Raw genomic sequence first — 22,499 nt, 5'->3', positions numbered from 1 at the left:
GTGAAACTTACAGCAATTGCTGGTGTTGTGGCTGGGGTGGTGAGTTTCATACCTCAGTCAACACTGGCTTTACCACAAGACGTGAACGAAGCAGAAGTAAACCAGCAAGAAACTGTAATGGAAACCATAACCGTGGTTGCCCACCGGCAACCACGGCAACTTTCAGAAGTTGCCGGTACCGTGAGTATTATTAGCGAAGAAGACCTGCAACGTAATTTAGTAATCAATGCCGCAGATTTAGTGCGGTATCAACCAGGAGTAGACCTCGATGACGATAATAGCCGGTTTGGTAACAGCGGTTTTCGTATACGCGGTATTGGCGGTAACCGCACCGCAGTCGTAATTGATCAAGTACCGGTAGCTGACCATTTTTCTGTGGGTAGCTATTCAAATACCGGACGAGGATTACTCGAACTCGGTTTAGCCAGCCGTGTGGAAATATTACGCGGTCCGGCATCCACGATGTATGGCAGCAAAGCGTTAGGTGGCGTTGTGGCTGTTCATTTGTTAGACGCGCAAGACGTATTACGTGACGGCAAGCGTGGCTCGCGCCTTCAGGGTGGCCTGCATAGTGATAGTCATCGCGCGAATATCACGGGTGCTACAGCGTTCGCCGATGGCGGAACGAGCTTATTGCTTGCAGGGGCATTGCAGTACGGAGAAGATGTACGCTCCGCTGATTTATCCGCTGAAAAACGCGATGCGCAACATCGACGCCAACAAGCCATTTTGCTGCGTGCGGCAACCGATACCCAGTTCGGAGAATGGCAATTTACCCTTGATGCGTTAAATGAGTCACGCGATACGGACATCCAGTCAATTATCGGCAGTGGCCGACTTGCGGCCACCACAAGTCTAATAGGCGATGACAGCCGGCAACAACACCGATTGCTTGGGGAATTAGATATGGCTCCGCTGGGTTGGGTCGACCGTGGCAGTTGGCGCATTTACTACCAAGCTAGCGAAATTGAACAAGACTCTTTCGAGCAGCGTATGTTACTGCCGGAACCCCTTGATATTGAGCGCTTATTCGATTTCGAGCAGGTTACCGCTGGGGTGGGGGCTGACTTAGAAAGTGATGCTTATATTGCAGGAACGCGCCACCGTATTGGTTACGGTTTTGAGTTGGCAAGTTCAACACTTGAAGACCAGCGCGATGCAGCACAAACCAATTTAACCACGGGTGTAACAACCAAAACGTTGCTTGGCGAAACTTTCCCATTACGCGACTTCCCACGCAGTCGAGTCACTGAACTCGGTATCTACATTCATGACGAATTTCAGTTGTGGAATGATGGGCCGGTGGTAAGCCCCGGTCTGCGCTATGAACATTACCGTTTGCGCACTCAAGATGACGCACTGTTTGCAGAGCGCTATCCGAACTCGGAAGTGACCGACTTAACGCATGACGCATGGTTGCCCAAGCTCGGTGTAATCTGGTCAGTGACCGATAATAGTGAGTGGTTTGCGCAGTATGCGCGTGGTTACCGCGCGCCACCATTTTCTGATGTGAATATTGGGCTCTATTACCCGCAGTTTAATGTTCTTGCTATTGCTAACCCTGACCTCAAGGCTGAACGTGGGTATGCCTTTGAAACCGGTTTCAGAGGTCGGGATACAGATAGTTCATGGTCATTGACTGCCTATCACAACCGCTACAGTGAATTTATCCAAAGTCGCGCTTCATTGGGGTTCGATCCAGTGCGGCAATTATTGATATTCCAGTCGATCAACCGTGAAAAGGTAGTCATAGAAGGTATTGAAGGGAATTGGGAGCAACGCTGGAATTCATCGTGGTCAACGGCAATTACTGCTGAATACAGTCGCGGCGAAGACCGTGAATCCGGTCGTGATATTGCTGACGTTGCGCCGCCGCGCGTTATTGCAGAGCTTCAGTATCAAAGCAGTACTTGGGATACACGCCTGATTGCAACCGCTGTACGCGGACAACGGGAATTATTCGATGAGTCAGATGCGCCATTATTTTCGACACCTGGATATGCCACCATCGACTGGCTCTCCAGTTGGTACCTGAATGATGATTTAAACGTAACCGTTGGGCTGTTTAATCTGACCGACCGGAAATATTGGCGCAATGCTCGTGTAAGTGGTTTATCAGAGAACGATCCATCGCTACCGGTACTTGCCGAGGCGGGGCGGAGTATAGGTTTTGCGGCTTATTATCGGTTCTAATTATTGGTTTTAAAAATATAAATTTTGCGAAAAATTGTTGACAACTTAGGCTTTCGCCTCTATATCGTCAGTGACGCAATGAAGCGTTACCCTTTACCTGTAGTTGTTGGTCTGGAGGATGGGCACACAATGGCAACAATGAACCGTGATCAAATTATTATGAAGGCGTTTAACGACTTCAAAAACTACCCGTATGGCTTTGCTCGTTCGGGCGACTTTTCAATTCGCGAAAGTGAGCTGTTGGCAAAACACGGCAGTTTGATTGCGGCGTTGATGAGTGGTGAGCTTGAACCAGAGTCAGCAGAAGAGCAGTCTCTACTTGCTGTAGCTCGTGGCGAAAAAGCTGCAGATACAGCTGTCGAAAAAGCATGGTCAAAATATCAGGCGCGTATCAATCGCCCGAAAGTTGGCAGTATGTATGGTCGCAGCCGCTATACTGATGATGCGTTTGAAGTGAGTGTTTCTGACGACGACGATTTAGTTGTAGAAGACTAAAAAAACGCGCCTTTCGGCGCGTTTTTTTATTTCTGTTCTCGTTTAATCGCGCGATGTGCAATATCAGTGCGATAATAAACGTTATCCCAGTTAATTTTCTGCACCGCAGCATAAGCCTGTTGCTGTGCTTCGGTAACACTGTCACCAATTGCCGTAACGCAGAGTACTCGACCACCGGCAGTGACTAAATCGCCATCAGCGTTAAGTTTTGTTCCGGCCTGAAATACTTTGGCGCCATTGGCTTCGGCAGCATCGATGCCAATAATGACATCTCCTTTGTTATAACTCTCTGGATACCCACCAGCAGCCATGACAACACCAACGGTTGCACGTGGGTCAAAGTCGATTGATTTCCCAGCTAGTTCACCAGCGCAAGCAGCCTGACATAATGCGACTAGATCGGAGCGCAGGCGCATCATAATCGGCTGTGTTTCTGGGTCACCAAAACGGCAGTTAAACTCAAGAACCTTAGCTGTACCATCGGGCGCAATCATCAATCCGGCATAGAGAAAGCCAGTGTATGGATGCCCTTCAGCCGCCATGCCGCGCACAGTTGGCTCAATAACATGCTGCATCACCCAGTCGTGAACCATCGGGGTCACGACTGGCGCTGGAGAGTAAGCGCCCATACCGCCTGTATTCGGCCCTTTATCGCCGTTATCACGGGCTTTGTGGTCTTGGCTGGATGCAAATGGCAATGCCGTTTTGCCATCAACCATGACAATAAAGCTAGCCTCTTCACCAACCAAGAATTCTTCAACCACAACACGGCTGCCAGCATCACCAAAACGGTTGCCTGCCAGCATATCATCAATGGCGTTAAAGGCTTCTTGTTGGGTCTGAGCGATAATTACACCCTTACCCGCAGCTAAGCCATCAGCCTTGATAACTATAGGCGTGCCCTGTTGCTGAACGTATTGCTTTGCAGCTTCCACCTCAGTAAAGGTACCGTAGGCTGCGGTTGGAATATTGTGGCGGGCCAAAAAGTCTTTGCTAAATGCTTTTGAACCTTCAAGCTGCGCTGCAGCTTGAGTTGGTCCAAAAATCGTCAGTCCGGCTTCCAAAAAGCGATCAACCACACCCAGCACTAATGGCGCTTCAGGCCCAACAATCGTCATTTCAATCTGTTTATCTTTGGCGAAGGCAAGTAAGCCGTCAACATCATCCGCAGCAATTGCTACATTTTCCAGCTTGGCTTCAGTTGCTGTTCCGGCATTGCCAGGCGCCACATAAACAGTTTGTACATTAGTTGCTTGCGCAGCTTTCCATGCTAAAGCATGTTCGCGGCCGCCGCCGCCAATAACCAATACGTTCATGAACTCTCTCAGTCAGTTTTAGGTTTCACAAATTTAAGGGTAAAACGGTCACTTTCACCAATAGCGCTGTAAGTATCGCGGTTTTCATCACCTAAACGCAGTGTGGGTGGTAGTGTCCAAACACCGCGTGGGTGGTCAGCAGTGTCTCTCGGATTACTATTAATTTCACTGCGCTCAACAAGTTCAAACCCAACAGCTTCAGCCATAGCTACGGCAAAATTTTCTTTCATGTAGCCAGAGCTCGCCATATCCGTATCCGGGCGGTTTTCAGGTAGACGATGATCGACAACGCCGAGTACGCCACCGGGCTTTAACGCCGTGTAGAATTGCAAGAATGCATTTTGCACGGCTTCATCGCCGCCATTCATATACCAATTATGTAGGTTACGGAAGGTAAGCACCATATCCGCGCTACCTGGCGGCGCAATTTCTGTTTCGCTAAACGGGGCAAACTCCGTGACGACAATGTTGGCAAAATTAGCATCATTGGTAACGCGCTCTACAAAAGCCTGGCGCGAGCGCGCGTAATATCCACTTGAACTGTCAGCTGGGAAATGAGCAGCGTACAGCAAACCATCTTGCTTTAAATAAGGCGCAAGAATTTCCGTGTACCAGCCGCCACCCGGCGATACTTCCACAACGGTCATATTTGGGCGAATGCCAAAGAAGGCCAAGGTTTGTTGTGGATTTCGGAATTTATCACGTGCTTTGTTGGTGTCTTGTCTGGATTCGGCTTGCACGGCTTGTTCCAGTGCGTTGTCCTGAGCCACCGCCGATGCGGTTGGCTCAGAGCAGGCAGTTAGCCCCAACACGGTAAGAGGAATAACGAGGAAATTAAACATACGGCTGTGAACAGTCATTGTCTTGCTCCTAACATGAAAGATGCTTTCATCCTAAACCGTGCTGGCACATTGGGCAAACGAATCCGACTAGTGACGGAAATGACGCATGCCGGTAAATACCATGGCTATACCGTGTTCGTTTGCTGCGGCAATAATTTCTTCATCACGAATAGAACCGCCTGGTTGAATAATTGCTGTGATACCCGCTGCTGCGGCTGCATCAATACCATCGCGAAATGGAAAGAACGCGTCTGATGCCATCACTGAACCCGGCACTTCTAAGTTCTCGTCAGCCGCCTTAATTCCAGCTATTTTCGCACTGTAAACACGACTCATTTGTCCGGCACCAACGCCTATTGTCATGCCATCGCGGGCATAAACAATGGCGTTCGATTTAACAAACTTGGCGACTTTCCAGCAGAACAGCAAGTCTTCCATTTCAGCATCGCTAGGTTGCTTAGTGGTAACCACTTTAAGGTCAGCTAGCGCAACTTCGCCGTGATCGCTGTCTTGCACTAATAAACCGCCGTTAACGCGCTTAAAGTCGAGACTATTTGCGCGCTCAGCTGGCCATTGGCCGCACTCAAGTAAACGAACGTTAGCTTTTGTCGCAACAACGTCGCGCGCTGCAGAGCTGACCGTTGGTGCAATAATCACCTCAACAAACTGACGCTCAACTATCGCTTTAGCTGTTTCAGCGTCTAATTCGCGATTAAATGCAATGATGCCGCCAAATGCCGAAGTCGGATCGGTTTTAAAAGCCCGTTGGTAAGCATCCAACGCATTCTCACCAATCGCAACACCGCACGGATTTGCATGTTTAACAATAACGCATGCAGGTTGCTGAAAAGACTTCACGCACTCAAGCGCAGCGTCGGTGTCGGCTATATTGTTGAACGACAGTGCTTTACCTTGAATTTGTGTGGCAGTCGCAACAGATGCTTCGGCTGGCTTTGCTTCAACGTAAAAAGCGGCTTGTTGATGGCTGTTTTCACCGTAACGCAAATCTTGCTTCTTCTCGAATTGTGCATTGAACGTGCGCGGAAACTTGCTTTCTTGCTGTGGCAAGCGCGCGCCGAAATAATTGGCAATCATACCGTCATATTGTGCAGTGTGTTCGAATGCCTTGATGGCAAGATCAAAACGCGTATCAAAGGTAAGGCTATTGCTGTTTGCATCCATTTCCGCAATTACGCGGTCATAATCACTCGCATTAACCACAATGGTCACATCGCGATGATTTTTAGCTGCAGCGCGCACCATGGTCGGCCCACCAATATCAATATTTTCAACGGCATCAGCATGGCTGCAATGCGGATCGGCAACTGTTTCTGCGAACGGGTACAGGTTCACGGCAACCAAATCGATAGGGGCGATGTTTTGCTCGGTCATCACCTGTTGATCGATATCGCGGCGCCCTAGAATACCGCCATGAATTTTCGGGTGAAGCGTCTTCACACGGCCATCCATGATTTCAGGCTGCCCCGTATGCTCTGACACATCCGTTACGGGAACCTGGTTTTCACGTAATAATTTTGCTGTTCCGCCAGTTGATAAAATTGCGACGCCACGTTGCACGAGCGCTTGTGCGAAAGCGACGATACCGGTTTTGTCAGAAACACTTAAAAGGGCGCGATGAATGGGACGATGTTGCATGGTTGCTATACCTTTTCGATGTTTTCAAAGAAAAAAAGAGCACACCAGGCGCTCTTTTTCAGGGGGCAATTAATTCATGCCGTACTTTTTCAGCTTTTTACGCAGCGTGCCGCGGTTGATGCCAAGCATTGTCGCAGCGCGGGTTTGATTACCACGCGTATAGGTCATGACCTCTTCCAAAAGCGGAGCTTCGAGCTCAGCTAACACCAATTCATAAAGCTCTTCTGGGTCATGCCCATCAAGTTGCTTTAAAAATGAGTTCAATGCCTGCTTAACCGAGTCACGTAATGGCTTCGGTTGAGCGTTATTACCAAGAGTGGTAAATGGAGAAATCGGGTCACGATTTGCGTTTTGATCAAACATAGGTGCGCTCTATCTCTTCTAGTTTACTGTTGCAAAAAACTTCGTCAGGGCTTCGATTTGTTCATTAGCATGTTCAATACTAACAAACTCCCTACGAAATGCTGACGCGGGCTGCTGCTGTTGTAAGTACCAGCCCACGTGTTTTCGGGCAATCCGAATGCCGGTGAACTCGCCATAATGCTGATGCAAGTTATGAACATGTCGTAGCACGACAGTTCGAACTTCGTCTGCACTTGGCGCCGGTAGTTGCTCGCCAGTTGCCAAATAATGCGCAATTTCGCGAAACAACCATGGATTTCCCTGAGCGCCTCGACCAATCATAATGGCGTCGGCGCCAGTGTATTCAAGAACCTGTTTAGCTTTCTGTGGTGACGTAATGTCACCGTTGGCAACAACTGGAATACGCACTGCGGCTTTAATCGCCCGAATCGTGTCGTACTCAGCATTGCCCTTGTACATGCATGCGCGAGTTCGCCCGTGCACCGCTAACGACTGAATGCCAAGCCGTTCAGCAAGCTTAGCAATTTCGATACCATTGCGATGCTCAGGATCCCAACCGGTACGTATTTTCAATGTGACCGGCACATCCACTGCTGCAACTACCGCGGTTAATATCTCTTCAACCAATTCGGGGTATTGCAGCAAAGCTGAGCCAGCCAGCTTTTTATTCACCTTCTTTGCAGGGCAACCCATATTGATATCAATAATCTGCGCGCCATTCCCAACATTATGAACGGCCGCTGCAGCCATCAAATCAGGTTCTGATCCAGCAATTTGGACAGCACGGATACCGGGTTCATCGGCGTGCTCCATTCGGTCACGTGACTTTTTGGTATCCCAAACCAACGGATTACTCGAAAGCATTTCAGACACCGTCAAGCCAGCCCCAAGTTCACGACATAAACGCCGGAAGGGGAGGTCTGTTACTCCCGCCATTGGCGCGAGTATCACCGGATTTTCTAAATGATATGGTCCGATCCGCATCGGTTAAAAACTGTCCAACTTAAGGGTGGGAAATTTTAGGGAATTTGGCGGCTAAAGAAAAGGCTGTAATTTGTACAAAAGCCGCCTTTTTTGTACTTTTTGCTCTTGACAAACTGCTGGATTATTACTGTTTGCGCTTTGCGTGCAGCATAACCCAGCCTTCTTTGATGCTGGGCGGGCTAAATACGAATTTATCTTGATACGCAGCCTGAACAGCAGGTATCTGACGCTCAAGAATACCTGACATGACCAATTCACCATTATCGGCAACATAATCGGTGATCACATTGGCGAGTTCTTGCAAGGGGCCAGCAAGAATATTTGCAACCACAACATCCGCTTTTAAGGTGGGTTGGTTGCTAGGTAAATAAACTTCGAGCTGTTGAGCAACACCGTTGCGCTGCGCATTTTCTTTACTCGCAATCAAAGCTTGCTGGTCGATATCGATACCAACTGCGCGCTTTGCGCCAAGTAACAAGGCTCCAATCGCTAGAATGCCAGAACCACAGCCAAAATCGACCACAGTTTTTGCACTTAACTCTTGTCCATCAAGCCAGCCTAGGCAAAGCGCTGTTGTTGGATGCGTACCGGTACCAAAAGCCATGCCGGGGTCGAGCATAATATTCACTGCATCTGGCTCTGGGATTTCACGCCAGCTTGGGCACACCCATAAGCGTTTACCGAATTGGATAGGATGAAAGTTATCCATCCACTCGCGTTCCCAGTCTTTGTCTTCAAGTTGGTCAGTTTTGTAATTGAGCCCGTCTTTGAAATAACTCGACTTTTTTAGGTTCGCGACAATCGGCGCTAAATCCGTCTCGGCCGGAAATAACCCAGTAACTAAGGTTTCCTGCCAATAAATCAATTCGCCAATTGGGGGTTCAAAAATAGGATTGTCTTGTGCATCGCGATAAGTGACCGCCATTGCACCATTGCCCTCAAGCATATCCCCAACCAGTGGGGCATGCTTTTCGGGCGCAGAAACGGTTAGCTGAATCCAGGGCATGGGGGTTAGTGACCACCCATGCCAAGTTTTTTCTCAAGATAGTGGATATTCGTTCCACCATGCTGGAAGTTTTCATCAGCCATAATGTCTTTTTGCAGCGGCACGTTGGTTTTAATGCCTTCAATAATCAGTTCACTGAGTGCATTGCGCATGCGTGCAATGGCTACGTCACGGTTTTCACCATAAGTAATCAGTTTACCAATCATCGAATCGTAGTTCGGTGGAACTTTATAGTCAGCATAAACATGCGAATCCCAACGAACACCCAAACCACCTGGCGGATGGAAACGACTAATCAAACCAGGTGACGGTACAAAAGTATCCGGGTCTTCTGCGTTGATTCGGCACTCAATGGCATGACCACGAATAACGACGTCTTCTTGCGAAATTGATAACGGACGACCCGCAGCAATACGCAGCTGTTCTTTAATGAGGTCGATACCGGTAACCATTTCCGTTACTGGGTGTTCTACTTGAATTCGTGTATTCATTTCGATGAAGTAGAACTCACCATTTTCATACAAGAACTCGAACGTACCTGCGCCGCGATAACCGATCTCAATACAAGCTTTTGCACAGCGATCACCAATGAACTTACGCATTTCAGGGGTAATGCCTGGCGCTGGAGCTTCTTCGACAACTTTTTGATGACGACGCTGCATTGAGCAGTCACGTTCGCCAAGATAGACCGCTTTACCTTGTCCATCAGCAAGCACTTGAATTTCGATGTGGCGTGGATTTTCTAAAAACTTCTCCATGTACACCATATCGTTACCAAATGCTGCACCAGCTTCAGCTTTGGTGGTGCTAATGGCACGAATCAATTCATCTTCTTTGCGTACCACGCGCATACCGCGCCCGCCACCGCCACCGGCAGCTTTTACAATAACTGGGTAGCCGATACGTTTTGCGGTTTTAATATTGGCCGCTTCATCATCACCAAGCGGACCGCCTGAACCCGGCACGCAAGGCACGCCAGCTTTCTTCATGGCTTCAATGGCGGATACCTTGTCACCCATGAGGCGAATCACATCAGCTGTAGGCCCGACGAAAATAAAGCCGGAATTTTCAACTTGCTCGGCGAAATCAGCGTTTTCAGCTAGAAATCCATAACCTGGGTGAATCGCCGCCGCATCCGTAATTTCAGCAGCACTAATAATGCGCGGAATATTTAAGTAACTGTCGGTTGCTGGCGCTTTGCCGATACAAATTGACTCATCGGCCAGTAAAACGTGTTTTAAGTTGCGATCGACTGTTGAATGCACAGCGACCGTCTTGATACCGAGTTCTTTACATGCGCGCAGAATACGCAGCGCAATTTCGCCTCGGTTTGCAATTACTACCTTATCTAACATGACGATGTCCTGTATCGATGCGTTTATTCGATGACAAACAGAGGTTGATCAAATTCGACGGGTTCGCCGTTTTCAACCAAGATTTGTTTTATTACGCCGCCTTTATCAGCTTCGATTTGATTCATCATTTTCATAGCTTCAACAATGCACAGCGTTTCGCCAGCTTTCACTTGTTGGCCAACGGTTACAAAGTCTGGAGAGCCTGGCGCAGGAGCTGCGTAGAACGTACCAACCATTGGCGACTTCATGACATGACCAGAAATTTCTGGCGCTGCTGGCGCTTCAGTTGCCGGAGCGGCTGCAGGAGCAGGGGCCGGTGCTGGAGCAGGTGCGTGTTGCATTTGTTGCGGCGGGAACTGGTAGTGCATAGGTGCACTTTGACTTCCGCCACGGTGAATACGTACTGATTCTTCACCTTCGGTAATTTCTAACTCAGCGATGCCTGATTCTTCGACCAGTTCGATCAGTTTTTTTATTTTACGAATATCCATGATCTATGATGACCCCAATGTTTAATTAGATTTATTGCTTAGAAAGATGTTGTTTTGCTGCCTGTAGTGCGAAGTCGTAACCTTGCGCACCTAAACCGCAAATCACCCCGTTAGCAATATCTGCCAAAAATGAATGCCGACGAAACTCTTCGCGGGCGTGAATGTTTGAAAGATGCACTTCAATAAATGGAATCGCGACGCCTGCAAGCGCATCACGCAGTGCGATACTGGTGTGTGTGAATGCGCCGGGATTAATAAGAATAAAGTCGACATGCGAAGTTCGGGCTTCGTGCACCCAATCAATGAGTTGGTGTTCACCATTAGACTGTCGGCAGTCTAAGGTAATGCCAATGGCTTCAGCATGTTCACGTAAACGGTGCTCAACCTGATCGAGCGTTTCGCTGCCATAAATATGCGGCTCACGTGTGCCTAACAAATTAAGGTTAGGGCCGTTGAGCAAAAGAACTCTATATTTTTTATCGTTATTTGTTGTCATATTGCTGCGATCTGCTGCGAACGTATCAAGATTGATATTAGAGGCTAAATACAGGCCTTAATTCAACACCTATTTCAGCATTATAGTGAAAAAATGTAATAACGCAGCAAAATACTGGTCTTATCACCGCTGATCGCAGCAAGATTTAACGTGTTTTTAACTCTTTAATGTGGTTGGAAAACTTTTCAGCATTCATAAAACCTGTTACGCGGGAGCGATTAAGCTCCTGCTGGTTGTTGAAAAACAGGATTGTGGGTAAGCCGAGCACCTGGAATTCATTCAAAATAGCACTGTTTTCCGGTGTGTTGGCCGTTACGTCCGCTTGCAGTAGCACCATGTCTGACGTGATCTGTTCAACGTTCGCAGCGCCAAATGTTTCACGCTCAAACTCTTTGCATGCAACACACCAGTCCGCGTAAAGGTCGAGCATCACCAGCTGGTTGTTACGTGCGGCGATATCTAGTTTTTGCTGAATTTCTGCGACGCTGGTTACCTGCTGAAACGGCAGAGTGTGATGGGCTTGTGGCCACCATAAATAAGTTAATACTGCACCAGTAGCCAGCCACACGGCAGCAAAACGCCTTGCAGTTGAGCGCGGCAGTTCGCGTAAATCAGCGATTATTAGGTACAGTGCGCTGGCAACGATAAACACGATCCATAGCCAGTCAGCAAGGGTATAAGGGATAAGGCGCTCAACTAGTACTAATGCGACGCCTAATAACACCACCCCGAACACACGCTTGATGGTGTTCATCCAAGCCCCAGCTTTGGGCAGTAATTTGCCACCCGTAACACCAAACGCGAGTAATGGCAGGCCCATACCAACGCTTAGGGCGTACAGCACAGCGGCGCCTACCGTTAAGTCGCCCGACTGCGCAATAAATAGCAATACGCCAGAAAGTGGTGCAGTGGTGCATGGTGACGCGATAAGGCCTGATATCGCCCCCATAACAAAAACGCTGCGGTGGGCTCCGCCGCGTTGCGATTGGCTCAGTTGATTCAAGTAATTTTGCCAGCGCTGCGGTAACTGAATGGTGTATGCACCAAACATACTCAACGACAACAACACGAACACAACCGCTAACGTAATCAGAATGATGGGGTGCTGCAGCATGGCCTGGTAGCGAAGACCGGCCAATGCAACAACCACGCCTAAAATGGAATACGTAACCGCCATACCTTGCACGTAAGCCAAACTGAGCGTGAATGCACGGCGCGTACTCAACTGCTTAGAGCCTGCACCTGAGTGGCCCATGATAATTGCCGAAATAATTGGATACATGGGCAACACACATGGGGTAAACGCAAGACCAATACCAAGTACTACAAACAGTAACAATACGAGCCATAGCGGTTGCTCAGTGATCATATCGAAGAAGTTTGAAGACGTTGTTTGTTGGGAGTTCTCAGCAATTTGTTCAAAGGCGATAGCTTGTGAGCCGTCACCCGCTACTGCACTGAGATAAATTGTTTTTTCGGTAGGCGGGTAACACAGCCCAGCGTCAGCACACCCTTGATAGGAAATGGTAAATTCTTGATCGGGGCTGGCTTGATTTAGAACATACGTTAATTCAACGCTATCGCGATAGACAACGGTTTCACCGAAAAACTCGTCGAAATGCGCTTCACCCTCAGGGAGCATTGGTTGCTCAGCGAGTTGTACCGGTGTCTTCAATTCAAAGCGATGCTGATACATGTAATATTCATCAGCAATAGTCCAGCTAAGCGTTAGCCGGTTACCTTGTTGGCGAAAATCAAATTGAAAGGCTTCATCAACGGGCAAAAACTGGTTTTGTTGGGCGAACGGGTCGTTTTGATTTAACTCAAATTGAGACTGCGCATAGGTGGGTATCGCCATGCTTGAAAAGAATGACAACCCAACTACCAATACCGTTAGCAAACGGCATAATACTGCTATCATGATTGTGTGACCTGCTTAATCCAACCTAAATACTCCGCCGTGCCTTCGGTGATAGGTACGGCGATAAGTTCTGGAACATCATATGGGTGCGCAGTTTGAATGAGTTTGAATAACTCATCAAGTTCACTTGCCGTAGTCTTGATCTGCAACAAGACTTCTTCGTCCGCATGAATGTGGTCGTCCCACCAATACATTGACGTAGAAGGTGCCGAAATGTTCACACAGGCAGCGCGGCGCGCACGCAGTACTTTGTCTGCGATGGCTTTGGCGACATGTTTATCCGGACAACTGCAAATGACTAAGCGATGTTCTGAACTCATATAGACACCTTTTATTGGTTTTTTTCAGTATACGAAAACAAAAAAAATTTATCAGAAAACCTTGATATCAAATTTTTACCCCCCATAAACAGGGACACAACAAATTTTTTAACAGCTTCGGCTCATCACTGAAGCTGAATTATCAACCACAACCAATAGGTTTAGGAGTTATCAACGATGAAACTTCGTCCTTTACATGATCGTGTGATCATTAAGCGTTCAGAAGCAGAAACCAAATCTGCAGGCGGTATCGTGCTGACCGGTTCAGCAGCGGAAAAATCGACGCGCGGTGAGGTTGTTGCTGTAGGCAATGGTCGCATCTTGGAAAACGGTGACGTGAAAGCGTTGGATGTAAAAGTTGGCGACAGCGTGTTGTTCAACGAAAGTTATGGCGTGAAAACTCAGAAGATCGACGGTGAAGAGTACCTGATCATGAGTGAGTCAGACATCCTAGCAATCATTGAAGGTTAAGAGGGAAACGAACATGGCAGCTAAAGAAGTTAAGTTTGGAAATAACGCACGTCAGCGTATGCTTAAAGGCGTTAACATTCTTGCAGACGCAGTGAAAGTAACTTTGGGGCCAAAAGGTCGCAACGTCGTATTAGAAAAATCATTTGGCTCACCGGTTATCACCAAAGACGGTGTTTCTGTTGCGAGAGAAATCGAACTTGAAGACAAGTTTGAAAATATGGGCGCACAAATGGTGAAAGAAGTTGCGTCTAAAGCCAATGACGAAGCGGGTGACGGTACCACAACTGCAACTGTTCTTGCGCAATCAATTGTGAACGAAGGCTTGAAAGCGGTTGCTGCGGGCATGAATCCAATGGATTTGAAACGCGGTATCGACAAAGCTGTGATTGCAGCTGTTGCTGAACTGAAAGAATTGTCGCAGCCATGCAACAACTCAAAAGCAATTGCCCAAGTAGGTACTATTTCTGCAAACTCTGACAGCACCATTGGTGAAATCATTGCAAAAGCAATGGATAAAGTGGGCCAAGAAGGTGTTATCACAGTTGAAGAAGGTCAAGCACTGCACGATGAGCTGGAAGTGGTTGAAGGTATGCAGTTCGACCGTGGCTACTTGTCACCTTACTTTATCAACAACCAAGAGAACGGTACCGTTGAACTGGAAAGCCCGTTCATTCTGTTAGTAGACAAGAAAGTTTCTAACATTCGTGAATTACTGCCAGTGCTTGAAGGCGTAGCAAAATCAGGTAAGCCGTTGTTGATCATCGCCGAAGACGTTGAAGGCGAAGCCTTGGCAACGTTGGTTGTAAACAACATGCGTGGCATCGTGAAAGTTGCTGCCGTAAAAGCACCTGGTTTTGGTGACCGTCGCAAAGCAATGCTGCAAGACGTTGCAGTGCTAACTGGCGGTACAGTGATTTCTGAAGAAATCGGCATGGAGCTGGAAAAAGCTCAGCTGGAAGATTTAGGTTCTGCGAAGCGTGTGGTGATTAATAAAGACAACACCACTATTGTTCACGGTAACGGCGAGCAAGCAGCAATTGAATATCGGGTTACTCAGATTCGTCAGCAAATCGAAGAAACTTCGTCTGACTACGACCGCGAAAAACTGCAAGAGCGTTTGGCTAAATTAGCTGGCGGCGTTGCGGTAATCAAAGTCGGCGCAGCAACCGAAATGGAAATGAAAGAGAAGAAAGCCCGTGTTGAAGATGCATTGCATGCAACACGTGCAGCAGTTGAAGAAGGCGTCGTACCTGGTGGTGGTGTTGCCTTGGTTCGCGCGGCAAGTAAGTTGAGCGAACTACGTGGTGACAACGAAGACCAAAACGTAGGTATCAAGTTGGCATTGCGTGCAATGGAATCACCATTGCGTCAAATCGCTACCAATGCTGGCGCTGAAGCTTCAGTTGTTGCGAACAACGTTAAGAATGGCGAAGGTAACTACGGTTACAACGCTGGCCAAGACGTATACGGCGACATGTTAGAGATGGGGATTTTGGATCCAACCAAAGTAACCCGTTCAGCCTTGCAGTTTGCAGCATCAGTGGCCGCATTGATGATCACAACTGAAGCCATGATTGCGGAAATCCCAAAAGATGAACCTGCCGCACCAGACATGGGCGGTATGGGTGGCATGGGCGGCATGATGTAATCCCGCTTAATGCAGATTGAATGTAAAGAAAAAGGAAGCGCCTCGCGCTTCCTTTTTTTATCGGCAATAATTGTCATATATTTCAGTTAAATTAGATCTATACTCTTAGATAATTGTACGTAAGACACAAACATCCATCGGAGGTGACTATGAAAACTTTACTAGCAAGTGTAACGGTCGTGGCAGCCATGCTGATTGCGCCAGTGCATGCTGCAAAAGTTGAAGTGAAGTGGGACGAAGTAAAGTCGTTCTCTGACTTTGAGGCTGTAAACGAGTTACAAAGCCGTTTTGAGGAACGAACTAAAGCGAAATTTGAAGAATATGTTGCTGAATTAGGTGCCAAATTACCTGAGAGCAATACGCTGCAGGTAACCTTTAAGGATGTTGATTTAGCTGGTCGTGTTGACGCAACTTTTGGGGCGACTACCAGTGGCTTTCAGCGAGTGCTGGATGATGTTTCGTATCCAGAGTTGGTTATTTCATACCGCTACACAGACGCTCAGGGTGCTGAACTGAGCAGCGCGGACAAGGTTGAGTTGAAGTCGTTAGCACCACCGCGCAATATGCGAAATATTCAAGGCTCAAGCCACGATAGTCTGTATTTCGAAAAAGAACTGTTGATGGAGTGGTTCAACGATACTTTTCCGAGCGCTAAACGCTAAAGTGGAGTCTTGCTGGCTTCACCGGCTACTTCGCGCACCAATTTAGGGACTAAAAACCCTGGTAACATGGCCCGCAACTGTTGTTCAAGGTTGCGGGCTTTTTCGTCGCTTATAGAAAAATGACTGGCTCCCGCTACTTTGTCGAGCTGATGCAAGTAATAGGGTAGAACGCCTGCGGCAAATAACGCTTCACTTAACTCAGCCAACGTTACCGCATCATCATTTACGCGAGCCAATAATACGCTCTGGTTCAATAGCGTTATGCCCGCATTAGACCATACTTTTAGCGCGTTCATTAGCGCCGGCGTTATCTCATTGGCATGATTCGCATGCAGCACCAGAATAGCTTGTAACCGGCTTTGTTGAAGCCGTTTTGCAAGCTCCTGAGTGAGTCGCGAGGGCAGTACAATTGGCAGGCGGCTATGAATTCTAATTCGCTTCAATTGCGGTAACTGCTCAAGTGCCGTGAGCACCGTATCAAGTTGCGTATCGTTAGCCATTAGCGGGTCGCCGCCGCTCAGTATCACTTCATTGATATTGGCGTCAGCTTCGACTAAAGCAATCAGTTGGTTTAGCTGGGCACGGCCAAAATGATGGTCTTGGTAGGGAAAGTGGCGGCGAAAACAATAGCGACAATTAATCGCACAGCCACCTCTTAGAATGACTAAAACGCGTGATTTATATTTATGTAAGATGCCAGGATGTTCATTATCCTGTTCTTCCAGCGGGTCGGTCACGAACCCCGGTTGCTGCGTAAACTCGTCAGCCTGTGGCATGACTTGCAGCAGGAGTGGGTCGGCGGTATTGCCGCGCTCCATTTGGTCAACAAAGTATTGCGTAACGCGCAGTGGAAATAGTTTGCGCGCACCGAGGTGTTGCTCAACCCAGCCTTGCGGTAGCTCAAGCTGCTGAGCCAACTCAACTGGGTCGGTGATGGATTGTGCTAATTCTTGCTGCCACTGTGGACGAACGCGTATTAAATTTGTTACCGACACTGCTTCTCCACATTTTTGTTGTGAAACATGAATTATTTTACCTGATAATTGATGCGTTATGGTTTATTATTGGCGCCGAAATCGCTTAATTTGAAAGCATACGAGGAAGCTATGGCGAATTACAGCACAAACGAATTTAAAGCCGGTTTAAAAATCATGCAAGATGGCGAACCGTGTAACATCGTTGACAATGAAGTTGTTAAACCAGGTAAAGGCCAGGCCTTTAACCGCGTAAAAATTCGTAAACTTATCAGCGGCAAAGTTGTTGAAAAAACCTTTAAATCAGGTGATTCAGTTGAAGGCGCAGACGTTATCGACGTAGAGCTTTCTTACCTTTATAACGACGGTGAGTTCTGGCACTTCATGAACAACGAAACTTTTGAGCAGCTTGCAGCTGACGCAAAAGCTGTTGGTGATATGACCAAATGGTTGGTTGAGCAAGACACATGCACGCTGACTCTGTGGAATGGCAACCCAATTGCGGTTACCCCACCAAACTTTGTTGAGCTTGAAATCACTGAAACTGACCCAGGCCTGAAGGGCGACACCGCCGGTACTGGTGGTAAACCAGCAACACTCAGCACGGGTGCCGTTGTACGTGTGCCTTTGTTTGTGCAAACGGGTGAAGTTGTTAAAGTTGACACGCGCTCGGGCGAATACGTTTCTCGCGTTCAGAAATAAAGCAGTTACCGATGCAGCTCTCTGATGACTGGCGTCCAAGTGCCACACTTGATGTCTTAAAACAGCGAGCTGCATTGTTGCAAAAGATTCGTCAGTTTTTTGCCAAGCACGATGTGCTTGAAGTCGACACCCCGATTTTAAGCCGCTTTGGCGTTTCCGATCTTCATCTTGAAAATCTCAGCTGCCAATTAAGTAATTTCCCGCAGCGTGATTTTCATCTGCAAACATCCCCTGAATATGCAATGAAGCGATTGTTGGCCGCCCACGGTCAGTCAATCTATCAATTAGGTAAGGTATTCAGAGACGATGCTGTGGGGCGACACCATAATCCAGAATTTACGCTGCTTGAGTGGTATCGCATCAACTTTTCGATGGATCAGCTAATTACCGAAGTGCTTGAGCTGTTGGTATTGGTGTTGGGCGAGCGCCCAGTTATGCGGCTAAGTTATCAGCAAGTGTTTGAACAATACCTACAGATAAACCCGCTGCAAGCTTCAATAATCGAATTACAAAAGTGTTTGAGTCGCTATCCCCACATCAGTGACCTTGTCGCGCGCGAAAGCGACCGTGATACATTGCTGCAATTGGCAATGTCCATCGTTATTGAGCCACTCTTTGATAAGAAAGCAATTACTGTTGTTCATAGCTTTCCCGCCAGCCAAGCAGCACTAGCTGAGCTCAACGAAAGTGACGTACGTGTGGCTTACCGATTTGAAGTTTATGCGGGCGGGATTGAGCTTGCCAATGGTTATCAGGAACTCACTGACGCTAAACAGCAACAGGCAAGATTTGATCAGGATAATCGGTTGCGTAGCCAGCACAATAAACCGCAGAAGCCAGTCGATTTTCGCCTGGTTCAAGCACTTGAAAGTGGGCTGCCACGTTGTGCAGGCGTAGCTTTAGGTTTTGACCGTTTGTTCATGCTTGCTGAAAATTTAGATGATATTCGTCAAGCTCTTCCCTTTTCTATTACTTGCGCCTAAAGAAAGTAATGTTATACTATAACACTCTTAATTTGGTATGACTTCAGCGGAGCAAGTACAGCAGTGACTCAGCGTTCATTAGATAAAACGGGTATGTGGGTAACCACCTTGTGTGCGTTACATTGCTTACTGCTGCCTGTGATTCTTCCAATACTGTCACTGATTGGCTTATCGTTTTTGGGTGAAGAGTTACTCGAACGCTTGATTCTAGGTACTAGTATCGTACTTGGGCTGGTTGCGTTGGTTTCTGGTATGCGCCAACACGCCCGCATGTACCCGTTGGTTCTACTTGTTGCTGGTGGTTTTGTTTATTGGCACAAAGATAGTCTTGGTGACATGGGCGAGCCGTTGATAATTCTGATCGGTGCTGGGCTTATTATAGCGGCGCACTGGGTCAATTTACGCTTGGTCCGTTCAATTAACCCGTTAGCACCAACCAGTTAATTTTACTTTCTCTTCAATACAACACCTGCTTCCATATGATCTGTATATGGAAATTGATCAAATAAAGCTGCGCGCTCAACCTCATGCGTGTTCGCGAGTGCAGTTAAGTTTTCAACCAAGGTAGTCGGATTACAGGACACATAAATAATAGTGTCGTAATTGCGAACCAACTCCACGGTATCATCATCCAGCCCTGCTCGCGGCGGGTCGACCAATACAGTTCGGCAGTCAAAGTCAGTTAAATTGGCTTCATTTGCTCTACGTGACTCTTTTTCGCCAGCCATGACCGCGCTGAAATCCTCTGCCGACATGCGCACCAAAGTCACATTATCGATATTGTTGAGTTCACAGTTGTATCGCGCCGATGCCACTGATGTTTTACTGATTTCAGTTGCCAGCACACGCGGAAAATTCTGCGCTAACGGCAGGCTAAAGTTGCCGTTACCACAATATAGTTCAAGCAAGTCACCGGTAGCGTTGATTGTCGCGTCGAGTGCCCACGTAACCATGTGTTGGTTGACTGCCGCGTTGGGCTGAGTAAAGCTGTTCTCAACTTGCTGAAAATGAAATGGCTTACCTTTAATCGTAAGCGTTTCCGTCACCCAGTCTTTATCAACACAAATCTTTTGTTTGCGCGCGCGGCCAACTAATTCAATCGCCCCATATTGTTGCAGGTGCGCCTTCAAGGCTTGCACTTCGCGTTCCCAGTTTTCATCAAGTTGACGGTGATAAAGCAAAGAAACCAATGCTTGGTTTGTTGTGGTTGAAAGGAACTCAACTTGAAACAGCTTCTGCCTTAGTGTTGGGCGATCACGCACGTAATCAAGCACAGCAGGCATCAGTCGGTTGATAAGCTCGTTTGCAACAGGGAAATCATCAACACGAATTTTCTCACGTGTGTCAGGATCAAACATGATGTAGTACAAATCATCGCCGTCATGCCACACCCGAAACTCAGCGCGCATCCGATAATGGGTGGCGGGTGATTCAAACACTTCAAGTTCCGTTGTTATAAACGGAGCCAGCATTATCTTTAAACGCTCAGCTTTATCGCTGAGTTGTGCTTCGTACTGGTCTGAATCAATCGCTGAATGCGTCATAAAAACTCCAAAACCTAATCAAGGTGCGCATTGTAGCGGGCAGCACATAAAAGTCTAGTCAAGCAATCTTTAAGTTCTTTACAATTTACTCACAATATGACGTTGCGCATAGTCATAAAATATTAGAGTATGGGATGTCGCGAATTAAAAAAGGTTGGTATCGCGAACGAACAACATATTAGAAAATATAATAAAAAAGGGTCAATTTCATGTCGAACACTACCAAAAACAGTGCGCTAATATTAGCGGCGCTTTCGCTTGCAGTAAGCACTGCAGTGAATGCACATGGGCCAGCTCATGCGAACAATGACAAAGAACGCGTTATTGTTGAGTTCAAACCAGGCTCTAAAGATCAAATTGAAGCTTTTCTGCATTTAGATGATGACGGTTATCTCGATGAAGATGAGAAAGACGGCGGTGGTAATAAAGATAACAAAATCTTGCAACGTTATAAGCGTTTTAACGCTATGGCCATTCAAGTCCCTCATTCAGCCATTCATGGCTTAATGAATAACCCGAATGTTATCAGCGTAACCCCAGACGAAAAACGTTATGCAATGAATACGCAGTGGGAACCGAACAAGCCTTACGGCATCGAGTTGGTTCAAGCTGATCAGGTATCAGATGCTGGTGCTGGTTCGCGTACTGTTTGTATTATCGATTCAGGTTACGACCTAGGTCACCCAGATCTTCAAACTACGGGTGTAACCGGTGTCAACGATAGCGGCACAGGTACATGGTATACCGATGAGAATGGTCACGGCACTCATGTTGCTGGAACCATTGCAGCCTTAACCAATGGCGAAGGTGTTGTTGGTGTGTTACCAAGTGGCCAGGTTAACTTACATATCGTTAAAGTATTCTCAGCGTCAGGTTGGGCATACTCATCGTCGTTAATGGCCGCTGCAGAGCAATGTGCAGATTATGGCGCCGACGTAATTAACATGAGTTTAGGTGGTTCACGTGCAAACCGTACTGAAGAGCGCGCTTTCGCACAATTGAACGACGCGGGTGTATTAAGCATCGCGGCTGCAGGTAATGACGGCAACACACGCCATTCTTATCCTGCATCATATGACGCAGTTGTTTCAGTCGCTGCAGTTGACGCGAGTGAACAAGTCGCATCATTCTCACAACAAACCGATCAAGTTGAGCTTGCCGGTCCTGGCGTGAGTGTACTTTCTTCAGTTCCACGCGGAATGGGTGAGAAAGTAGACCTCGTTGTTGCGGGTACAGCATTTGAAGCTACTGGCATGGACGGTACTGCGCGTATCGAAGCTACCGGCGCATTAGCAAATTGCGGTATCGGTGACGCACCATGTAATGATGCTGTTGGTAAAGTTTGCTTGATTGAACGTGGCGTTGTTTCTTTCGCTGAAAAAGTTCAAGCCTGTGAAGCTGGTGGCGGTGTTGGTACAGTTGTTTATAACAATGAGCCGGGCGCACTACTAGGTACACTTGGTGGTTATAGTGCTTCTATTCCTGCGGTCGGCGTGAGCGATACTGACGGTGCAGCGATGCTGAGTCAGGTTGGCGCATCAACCACTGTTGGCGTAACAGATAGCGATTGGGCGTATTTTGATGGTACCTCAATGGCTTCACCACACGTTGCAGGCGTTGCTGCCCTAGTTTGGTCACAACACACAACATGTACCAATAATGACATTCGTAATGCATTGCATGCATCAGCGAAAGACTTAGGTGCAGCCGGACGTGATAACGCATACGGTTATGGCTTAGTACAAGCTAAAGCTGCAGTAGACTATTTAACAGCGAATGGCTGTGGTGGTTCTACTGGCGGTGATACTGGTGGCGACACTGGTGGTGGTAACCCTGGTGGTGGTAACCCTGGTAAAGGCGGCCCTAAAAAGTAATATGGCCGGAATCACACCCAAAAAGCTCGCTTCGGCGAGCTTTTTTTATGCACATTGATTACAAAATCAGCAGTCGGCAAAAAAACACCTAAAAATGTCAAAAAGGCGCTTGACGCGGCGAGTTAAATCTCTAAAATGCGCCCCACGCTTGAGGCAGGCAACGAAGCCGCCAAAAGCAGACGTTTTGAGTCTTAAAAATTTTA

22 protein-coding genes are annotated in these 22,499 nt (G+C 47.6%); 9 read left to right on the top strand and 13 right to left on the bottom strand.

The window, feature by feature from the left end; all coding sequences use genetic code 11:
- Together EGC76_RS10790 and EGC76_RS10785 are read left to right on the top strand one after the other, a co-directional pair.
- Positions 1–2,193, top strand: a complete 2,193-nt coding sequence (locus EGC76_RS10790; RefSeq protein WP_128353016.1) for a TonB-dependent receptor domain-containing protein — start codon at positions 1–3, stop codon at positions 2,191–2,193.
- A gap of 129 nt (positions 2,194–2,322) precedes the next feature.
- The gene (locus EGC76_RS10785) at positions 2,323–2,688 is read left to right on the top strand and encodes a MaoP family protein (protein ID WP_128353015.1); all 366 of its coding nucleotides are present in this window, start codon (positions 2,323–2,325) and stop codon (positions 2,686–2,688) included.
- A gap of 26 nt (positions 2,689–2,714) precedes the next feature.
- Here EGC76_RS10785 and purD read toward each other — a convergent pair whose 3' ends face one another.
- The 11 genes from purD to cutA form a co-directional block, all read right to left on the bottom strand.
- Positions 2,715–4,004: a phosphoribosylamine--glycine ligase gene (purD, locus tag EGC76_RS10780; protein WP_128353014.1), complete on the bottom strand. Its 1,290-nt coding sequence runs from the start codon at positions 4,002–4,004 to the stop codon at positions 2,715–2,717.
- A gap of 8 nt (positions 4,005–4,012) precedes the next feature.
- Positions 4,013–4,864, bottom strand: a complete 852-nt coding sequence (locus EGC76_RS10775) for a class I SAM-dependent methyltransferase (protein WP_425466323.1) — start codon at positions 4,862–4,864, stop codon at positions 4,013–4,015.
- Positions 4,865–4,933: 69 nt separating this feature from the next.
- Positions 4,934–6,502: a bifunctional phosphoribosylaminoimidazolecarboxamide formyltransferase/IMP cyclohydrolase gene (gene purH / locus EGC76_RS10770; protein WP_128353013.1), complete on the bottom strand. Its 1,569-nt coding sequence runs from the start codon at positions 6,500–6,502 to the stop codon at positions 4,934–4,936.
- A gap of 69 nt (positions 6,503–6,571) precedes the next feature.
- Complete coding sequence (fis, locus tag EGC76_RS10765; RefSeq protein ID WP_128353012.1) at positions 6,572–6,865, bottom strand: DNA-binding transcriptional regulator Fis; 294 nt, start codon at positions 6,863–6,865, stop codon at positions 6,572–6,574.
- 18 nt (positions 6,866–6,883) lie between these two features.
- Positions 6,884–7,849, bottom strand: a complete 966-nt coding sequence (gene dusB, locus EGC76_RS10760) for a tRNA dihydrouridine synthase DusB (RefSeq protein ID WP_128353011.1) — start codon at positions 7,847–7,849, stop codon at positions 6,884–6,886.
- A gap of 124 nt (positions 7,850–7,973) precedes the next feature.
- On the bottom strand, positions 7,974–8,855 hold the full coding sequence (prmA, locus tag EGC76_RS10755) for a 50S ribosomal protein L11 methyltransferase (protein ID WP_128353010.1): 882 nt from the start codon (positions 8,853–8,855) through the stop codon (positions 7,974–7,976).
- A 5-nt stretch (positions 8,856–8,860) separates the two neighbouring features.
- A complete protein-coding gene (gene accC / locus EGC76_RS10750) occupies positions 8,861–10,210 on the bottom strand; it encodes an acetyl-CoA carboxylase biotin carboxylase subunit (RefSeq protein ID WP_128353009.1) in 1,350 nt (449 codons plus the stop codon).
- Positions 10,211–10,233: 23 nt separating this feature from the next.
- The gene (gene accB / locus EGC76_RS10745) at positions 10,234–10,701 is read right to left on the bottom strand and encodes an acetyl-CoA carboxylase biotin carboxyl carrier protein (protein WP_128353008.1); all 468 of its coding nucleotides are present in this window, start codon (positions 10,699–10,701) and stop codon (positions 10,234–10,236) included.
- A 31-nt stretch (positions 10,702–10,732) separates the two neighbouring features.
- Positions 10,733–11,197 carry a type II 3-dehydroquinate dehydratase gene (aroQ, locus tag EGC76_RS10740; protein ID WP_128353007.1) on the bottom strand — a complete coding sequence of 155 codons (465 nt, stop codon included), beginning with the start codon at positions 11,195–11,197 and terminating at the stop codon, positions 10,733–10,735.
- Between the two features lie 145 nt (positions 11,198–11,342).
- Positions 11,343–13,118, bottom strand: coding sequence for a protein-disulfide reductase DsbD (locus EGC76_RS10735; protein WP_128353006.1), 1,776 nt, complete (start codon positions 13,116–13,118; stop codon positions 11,343–11,345).
- Positions 13,115–13,438, bottom strand: a complete 324-nt coding sequence (cutA, locus tag EGC76_RS10730; protein WP_128353005.1) for a divalent-cation tolerance protein CutA — start codon at positions 13,436–13,438, stop codon at positions 13,115–13,117. Before cutA ends, EGC76_RS10735 begins: the two co-directional genes overlap by 4 nt.
- A 177-nt stretch (positions 13,439–13,615) precedes the next feature.
- Here cutA and EGC76_RS10725 point away from each other — a divergent pair, with 177 nt between their 5' ends.
- From EGC76_RS10725 to EGC76_RS10715, 3 genes are all read left to right on the top strand, one after another.
- Positions 13,616–13,909: a co-chaperone GroES gene (locus EGC76_RS10725; RefSeq protein ID WP_128353004.1), complete on the top strand. Its 294-nt coding sequence runs from the start codon at positions 13,616–13,618 to the stop codon at positions 13,907–13,909.
- A 13-nt stretch (positions 13,910–13,922) separates the two neighbouring features.
- Entirely contained in the window at positions 13,923–15,557 is a 1,635-nt protein-coding gene (gene groL / locus EGC76_RS10720; protein WP_128353003.1) for a chaperonin GroEL, read from the top strand.
- 149 nt (positions 15,558–15,706) lie between these two features.
- The gene (locus EGC76_RS10715) at positions 15,707–16,219 is read left to right on the top strand and encodes a DUF3016 domain-containing protein (protein ID WP_128353002.1); all 513 of its coding nucleotides are present in this window, start codon (positions 15,707–15,709) and stop codon (positions 16,217–16,219) included.
- Here EGC76_RS10715 and epmB read toward each other — a convergent pair.
- Positions 16,216–17,214, bottom strand: a complete 999-nt coding sequence (gene epmB, locus EGC76_RS10710; protein WP_128353001.1) for an EF-P beta-lysylation protein EpmB — start codon at positions 17,212–17,214, stop codon at positions 16,216–16,218. The genes EGC76_RS10715 and epmB overlap by 4 nt on opposite strands.
- Before the next feature lie 111 nt (positions 17,215–17,325).
- Between epmB and efp the strand changes: the two genes are divergently transcribed.
- The 3 genes from efp to EGC76_RS10695 all read left to right on the top strand — a co-directional run bounded on the left by efp (position 17,326) and on the right by EGC76_RS10695 (position 19,322).
- Complete coding sequence (gene efp / locus EGC76_RS10705) at positions 17,326–17,895, top strand: elongation factor P (protein WP_128353000.1); 570 nt, start codon at positions 17,326–17,328, stop codon at positions 17,893–17,895.
- Between the two features lie 11 nt (positions 17,896–17,906).
- Complete coding sequence (gene epmA, locus EGC76_RS10700) at positions 17,907–18,878, top strand: elongation factor P--(R)-beta-lysine ligase (RefSeq protein ID WP_128352999.1); 972 nt, start codon at positions 17,907–17,909, stop codon at positions 18,876–18,878.
- A gap of 63 nt (positions 18,879–18,941) precedes the next feature.
- Positions 18,942–19,322, top strand: a complete 381-nt coding sequence (locus EGC76_RS10695) for a MerC domain-containing protein (RefSeq protein WP_417686618.1) — start codon at positions 18,942–18,944, stop codon at positions 19,320–19,322.
- A gap of 2 nt (positions 19,323–19,324) precedes the next feature.
- Here EGC76_RS10695 and trmA read toward each other — a convergent pair whose 3' ends face one another.
- A complete protein-coding gene (gene trmA / locus EGC76_RS10690) occupies positions 19,325–20,422 on the bottom strand; it encodes a tRNA (uridine(54)-C5)-methyltransferase TrmA (RefSeq protein WP_128352998.1) in 1,098 nt (365 codons plus the stop codon).
- A gap of 209 nt (positions 20,423–20,631) precedes the next feature.
- Between trmA and EGC76_RS10685 the strand changes: the two genes are divergently transcribed.
- Positions 20,632–22,296, top strand: coding sequence for a S8 family serine peptidase (locus tag EGC76_RS10685; RefSeq protein ID WP_128352997.1), 1,665 nt, complete (start codon positions 20,632–20,634; stop codon positions 22,294–22,296).
- The last annotated feature ends 203 nt before the right edge of the window (positions 22,297–22,499 follow it).

The sequence above is a fragment of the Pseudidiomarina gelatinasegens genome, assembly GCF_004025325.1.
GTDB lineage: Bacteria > Pseudomonadota > Gammaproteobacteria > Enterobacterales > Alteromonadaceae > Pseudidiomarina > Pseudidiomarina gelatinasegens.
Note: the sequence above shows the minus strand (reverse complement) of the source record. Positions and strands in the feature narration are given on the sequence as shown.

What these genes read in the sequence shown, in the direction of transcription:
- trmA (WP_128352998.1), bottom strand. Translation starts at nt 20,422, where the DNA reads ATGACGCATTCAGCGATTGATTCAGACCAGTACGAAGCACAACTCAGC.
- purH (WP_128353013.1), bottom strand. Translation starts at nt 6,502, where the DNA reads ATGCAACATCGTCCCATTCATCGCGCCCTTTTAAGTGTTTCTGACAAA.
- groL (WP_128353003.1), top strand. Translation starts at nt 13,923, where the DNA reads ATGGCAGCTAAAGAAGTTAAGTTTGGAAATAACGCACGTCAGCGTATG.
- EGC76_RS10725 (WP_128353004.1), top strand. Translation starts at nt 13,616, where the DNA reads ATGAAACTTCGTCCTTTACATGATCGTGTGATCATTAAGCGTTCAGAA.
- dusB (WP_128353011.1), bottom strand. Translation starts at nt 7,849, where the DNA reads ATGCGGATCGGACCATATCATTTAGAAAATCCGGTGATACTCGCGCCA.
- EGC76_RS10775 (WP_425466323.1), bottom strand. Translation starts at nt 4,864, where the DNA reads ATGACTGTTCACAGCCGTATGTTTAATTTCCTCGTTATTCCTCTTACC.
- accC (WP_128353009.1), bottom strand. Translation starts at nt 10,210, where the DNA reads ATGTTAGATAAGGTAGTAATTGCAAACCGAGGCGAAATTGCGCTGCGT.
- EGC76_RS10715 (WP_128353002.1), top strand. Translation starts at nt 15,707, where the DNA reads ATGAAAACTTTACTAGCAAGTGTAACGGTCGTGGCAGCCATGCTGATT.
- purD (WP_128353014.1), bottom strand. Translation starts at nt 4,004, where the DNA reads ATGAACGTATTGGTTATTGGCGGCGGCGGCCGCGAACATGCTTTAGCA.
- fis (WP_128353012.1), bottom strand. Translation starts at nt 6,865, where the DNA reads ATGTTTGATCAAAACGCAAATCGTGACCCGATTTCTCCATTTACCACT.
- EGC76_RS10735 (WP_128353006.1), bottom strand. Translation starts at nt 13,118, where the DNA reads ATGATAGCAGTATTATGCCGTTTGCTAACGGTATTGGTAGTTGGGTTG.
- aroQ (WP_128353007.1), bottom strand. Translation starts at nt 11,197, where the DNA reads ATGACAACAAATAACGATAAAAAATATAGAGTTCTTTTGCTCAACGGC.
- EGC76_RS10785 (WP_128353015.1), top strand. Translation starts at nt 2,323, where the DNA reads ATGGCAACAATGAACCGTGATCAAATTATTATGAAGGCGTTTAACGAC.
- epmA (WP_128352999.1), top strand. Translation starts at nt 17,907, where the DNA reads ATGCAGCTCTCTGATGACTGGCGTCCAAGTGCCACACTTGATGTCTTA.
- accB (WP_128353008.1), bottom strand. Translation starts at nt 10,701, where the DNA reads ATGGATATTCGTAAAATAAAAAAACTGATCGAACTGGTCGAAGAATCA.
- prmA (WP_128353010.1), bottom strand. Translation starts at nt 8,855, where the DNA reads ATGCCCTGGATTCAGCTAACCGTTTCTGCGCCCGAAAAGCATGCCCCA.
- efp (WP_128353000.1), top strand. Translation starts at nt 17,326, where the DNA reads ATGGCGAATTACAGCACAAACGAATTTAAAGCCGGTTTAAAAATCATG.
- EGC76_RS10685 (WP_128352997.1), top strand. Translation starts at nt 20,632, where the DNA reads ATGTCGAACACTACCAAAAACAGTGCGCTAATATTAGCGGCGCTTTCG.
- cutA (WP_128353005.1), bottom strand. Translation starts at nt 13,438, where the DNA reads ATGAGTTCAGAACATCGCTTAGTCATTTGCAGTTGTCCGGATAAACAT.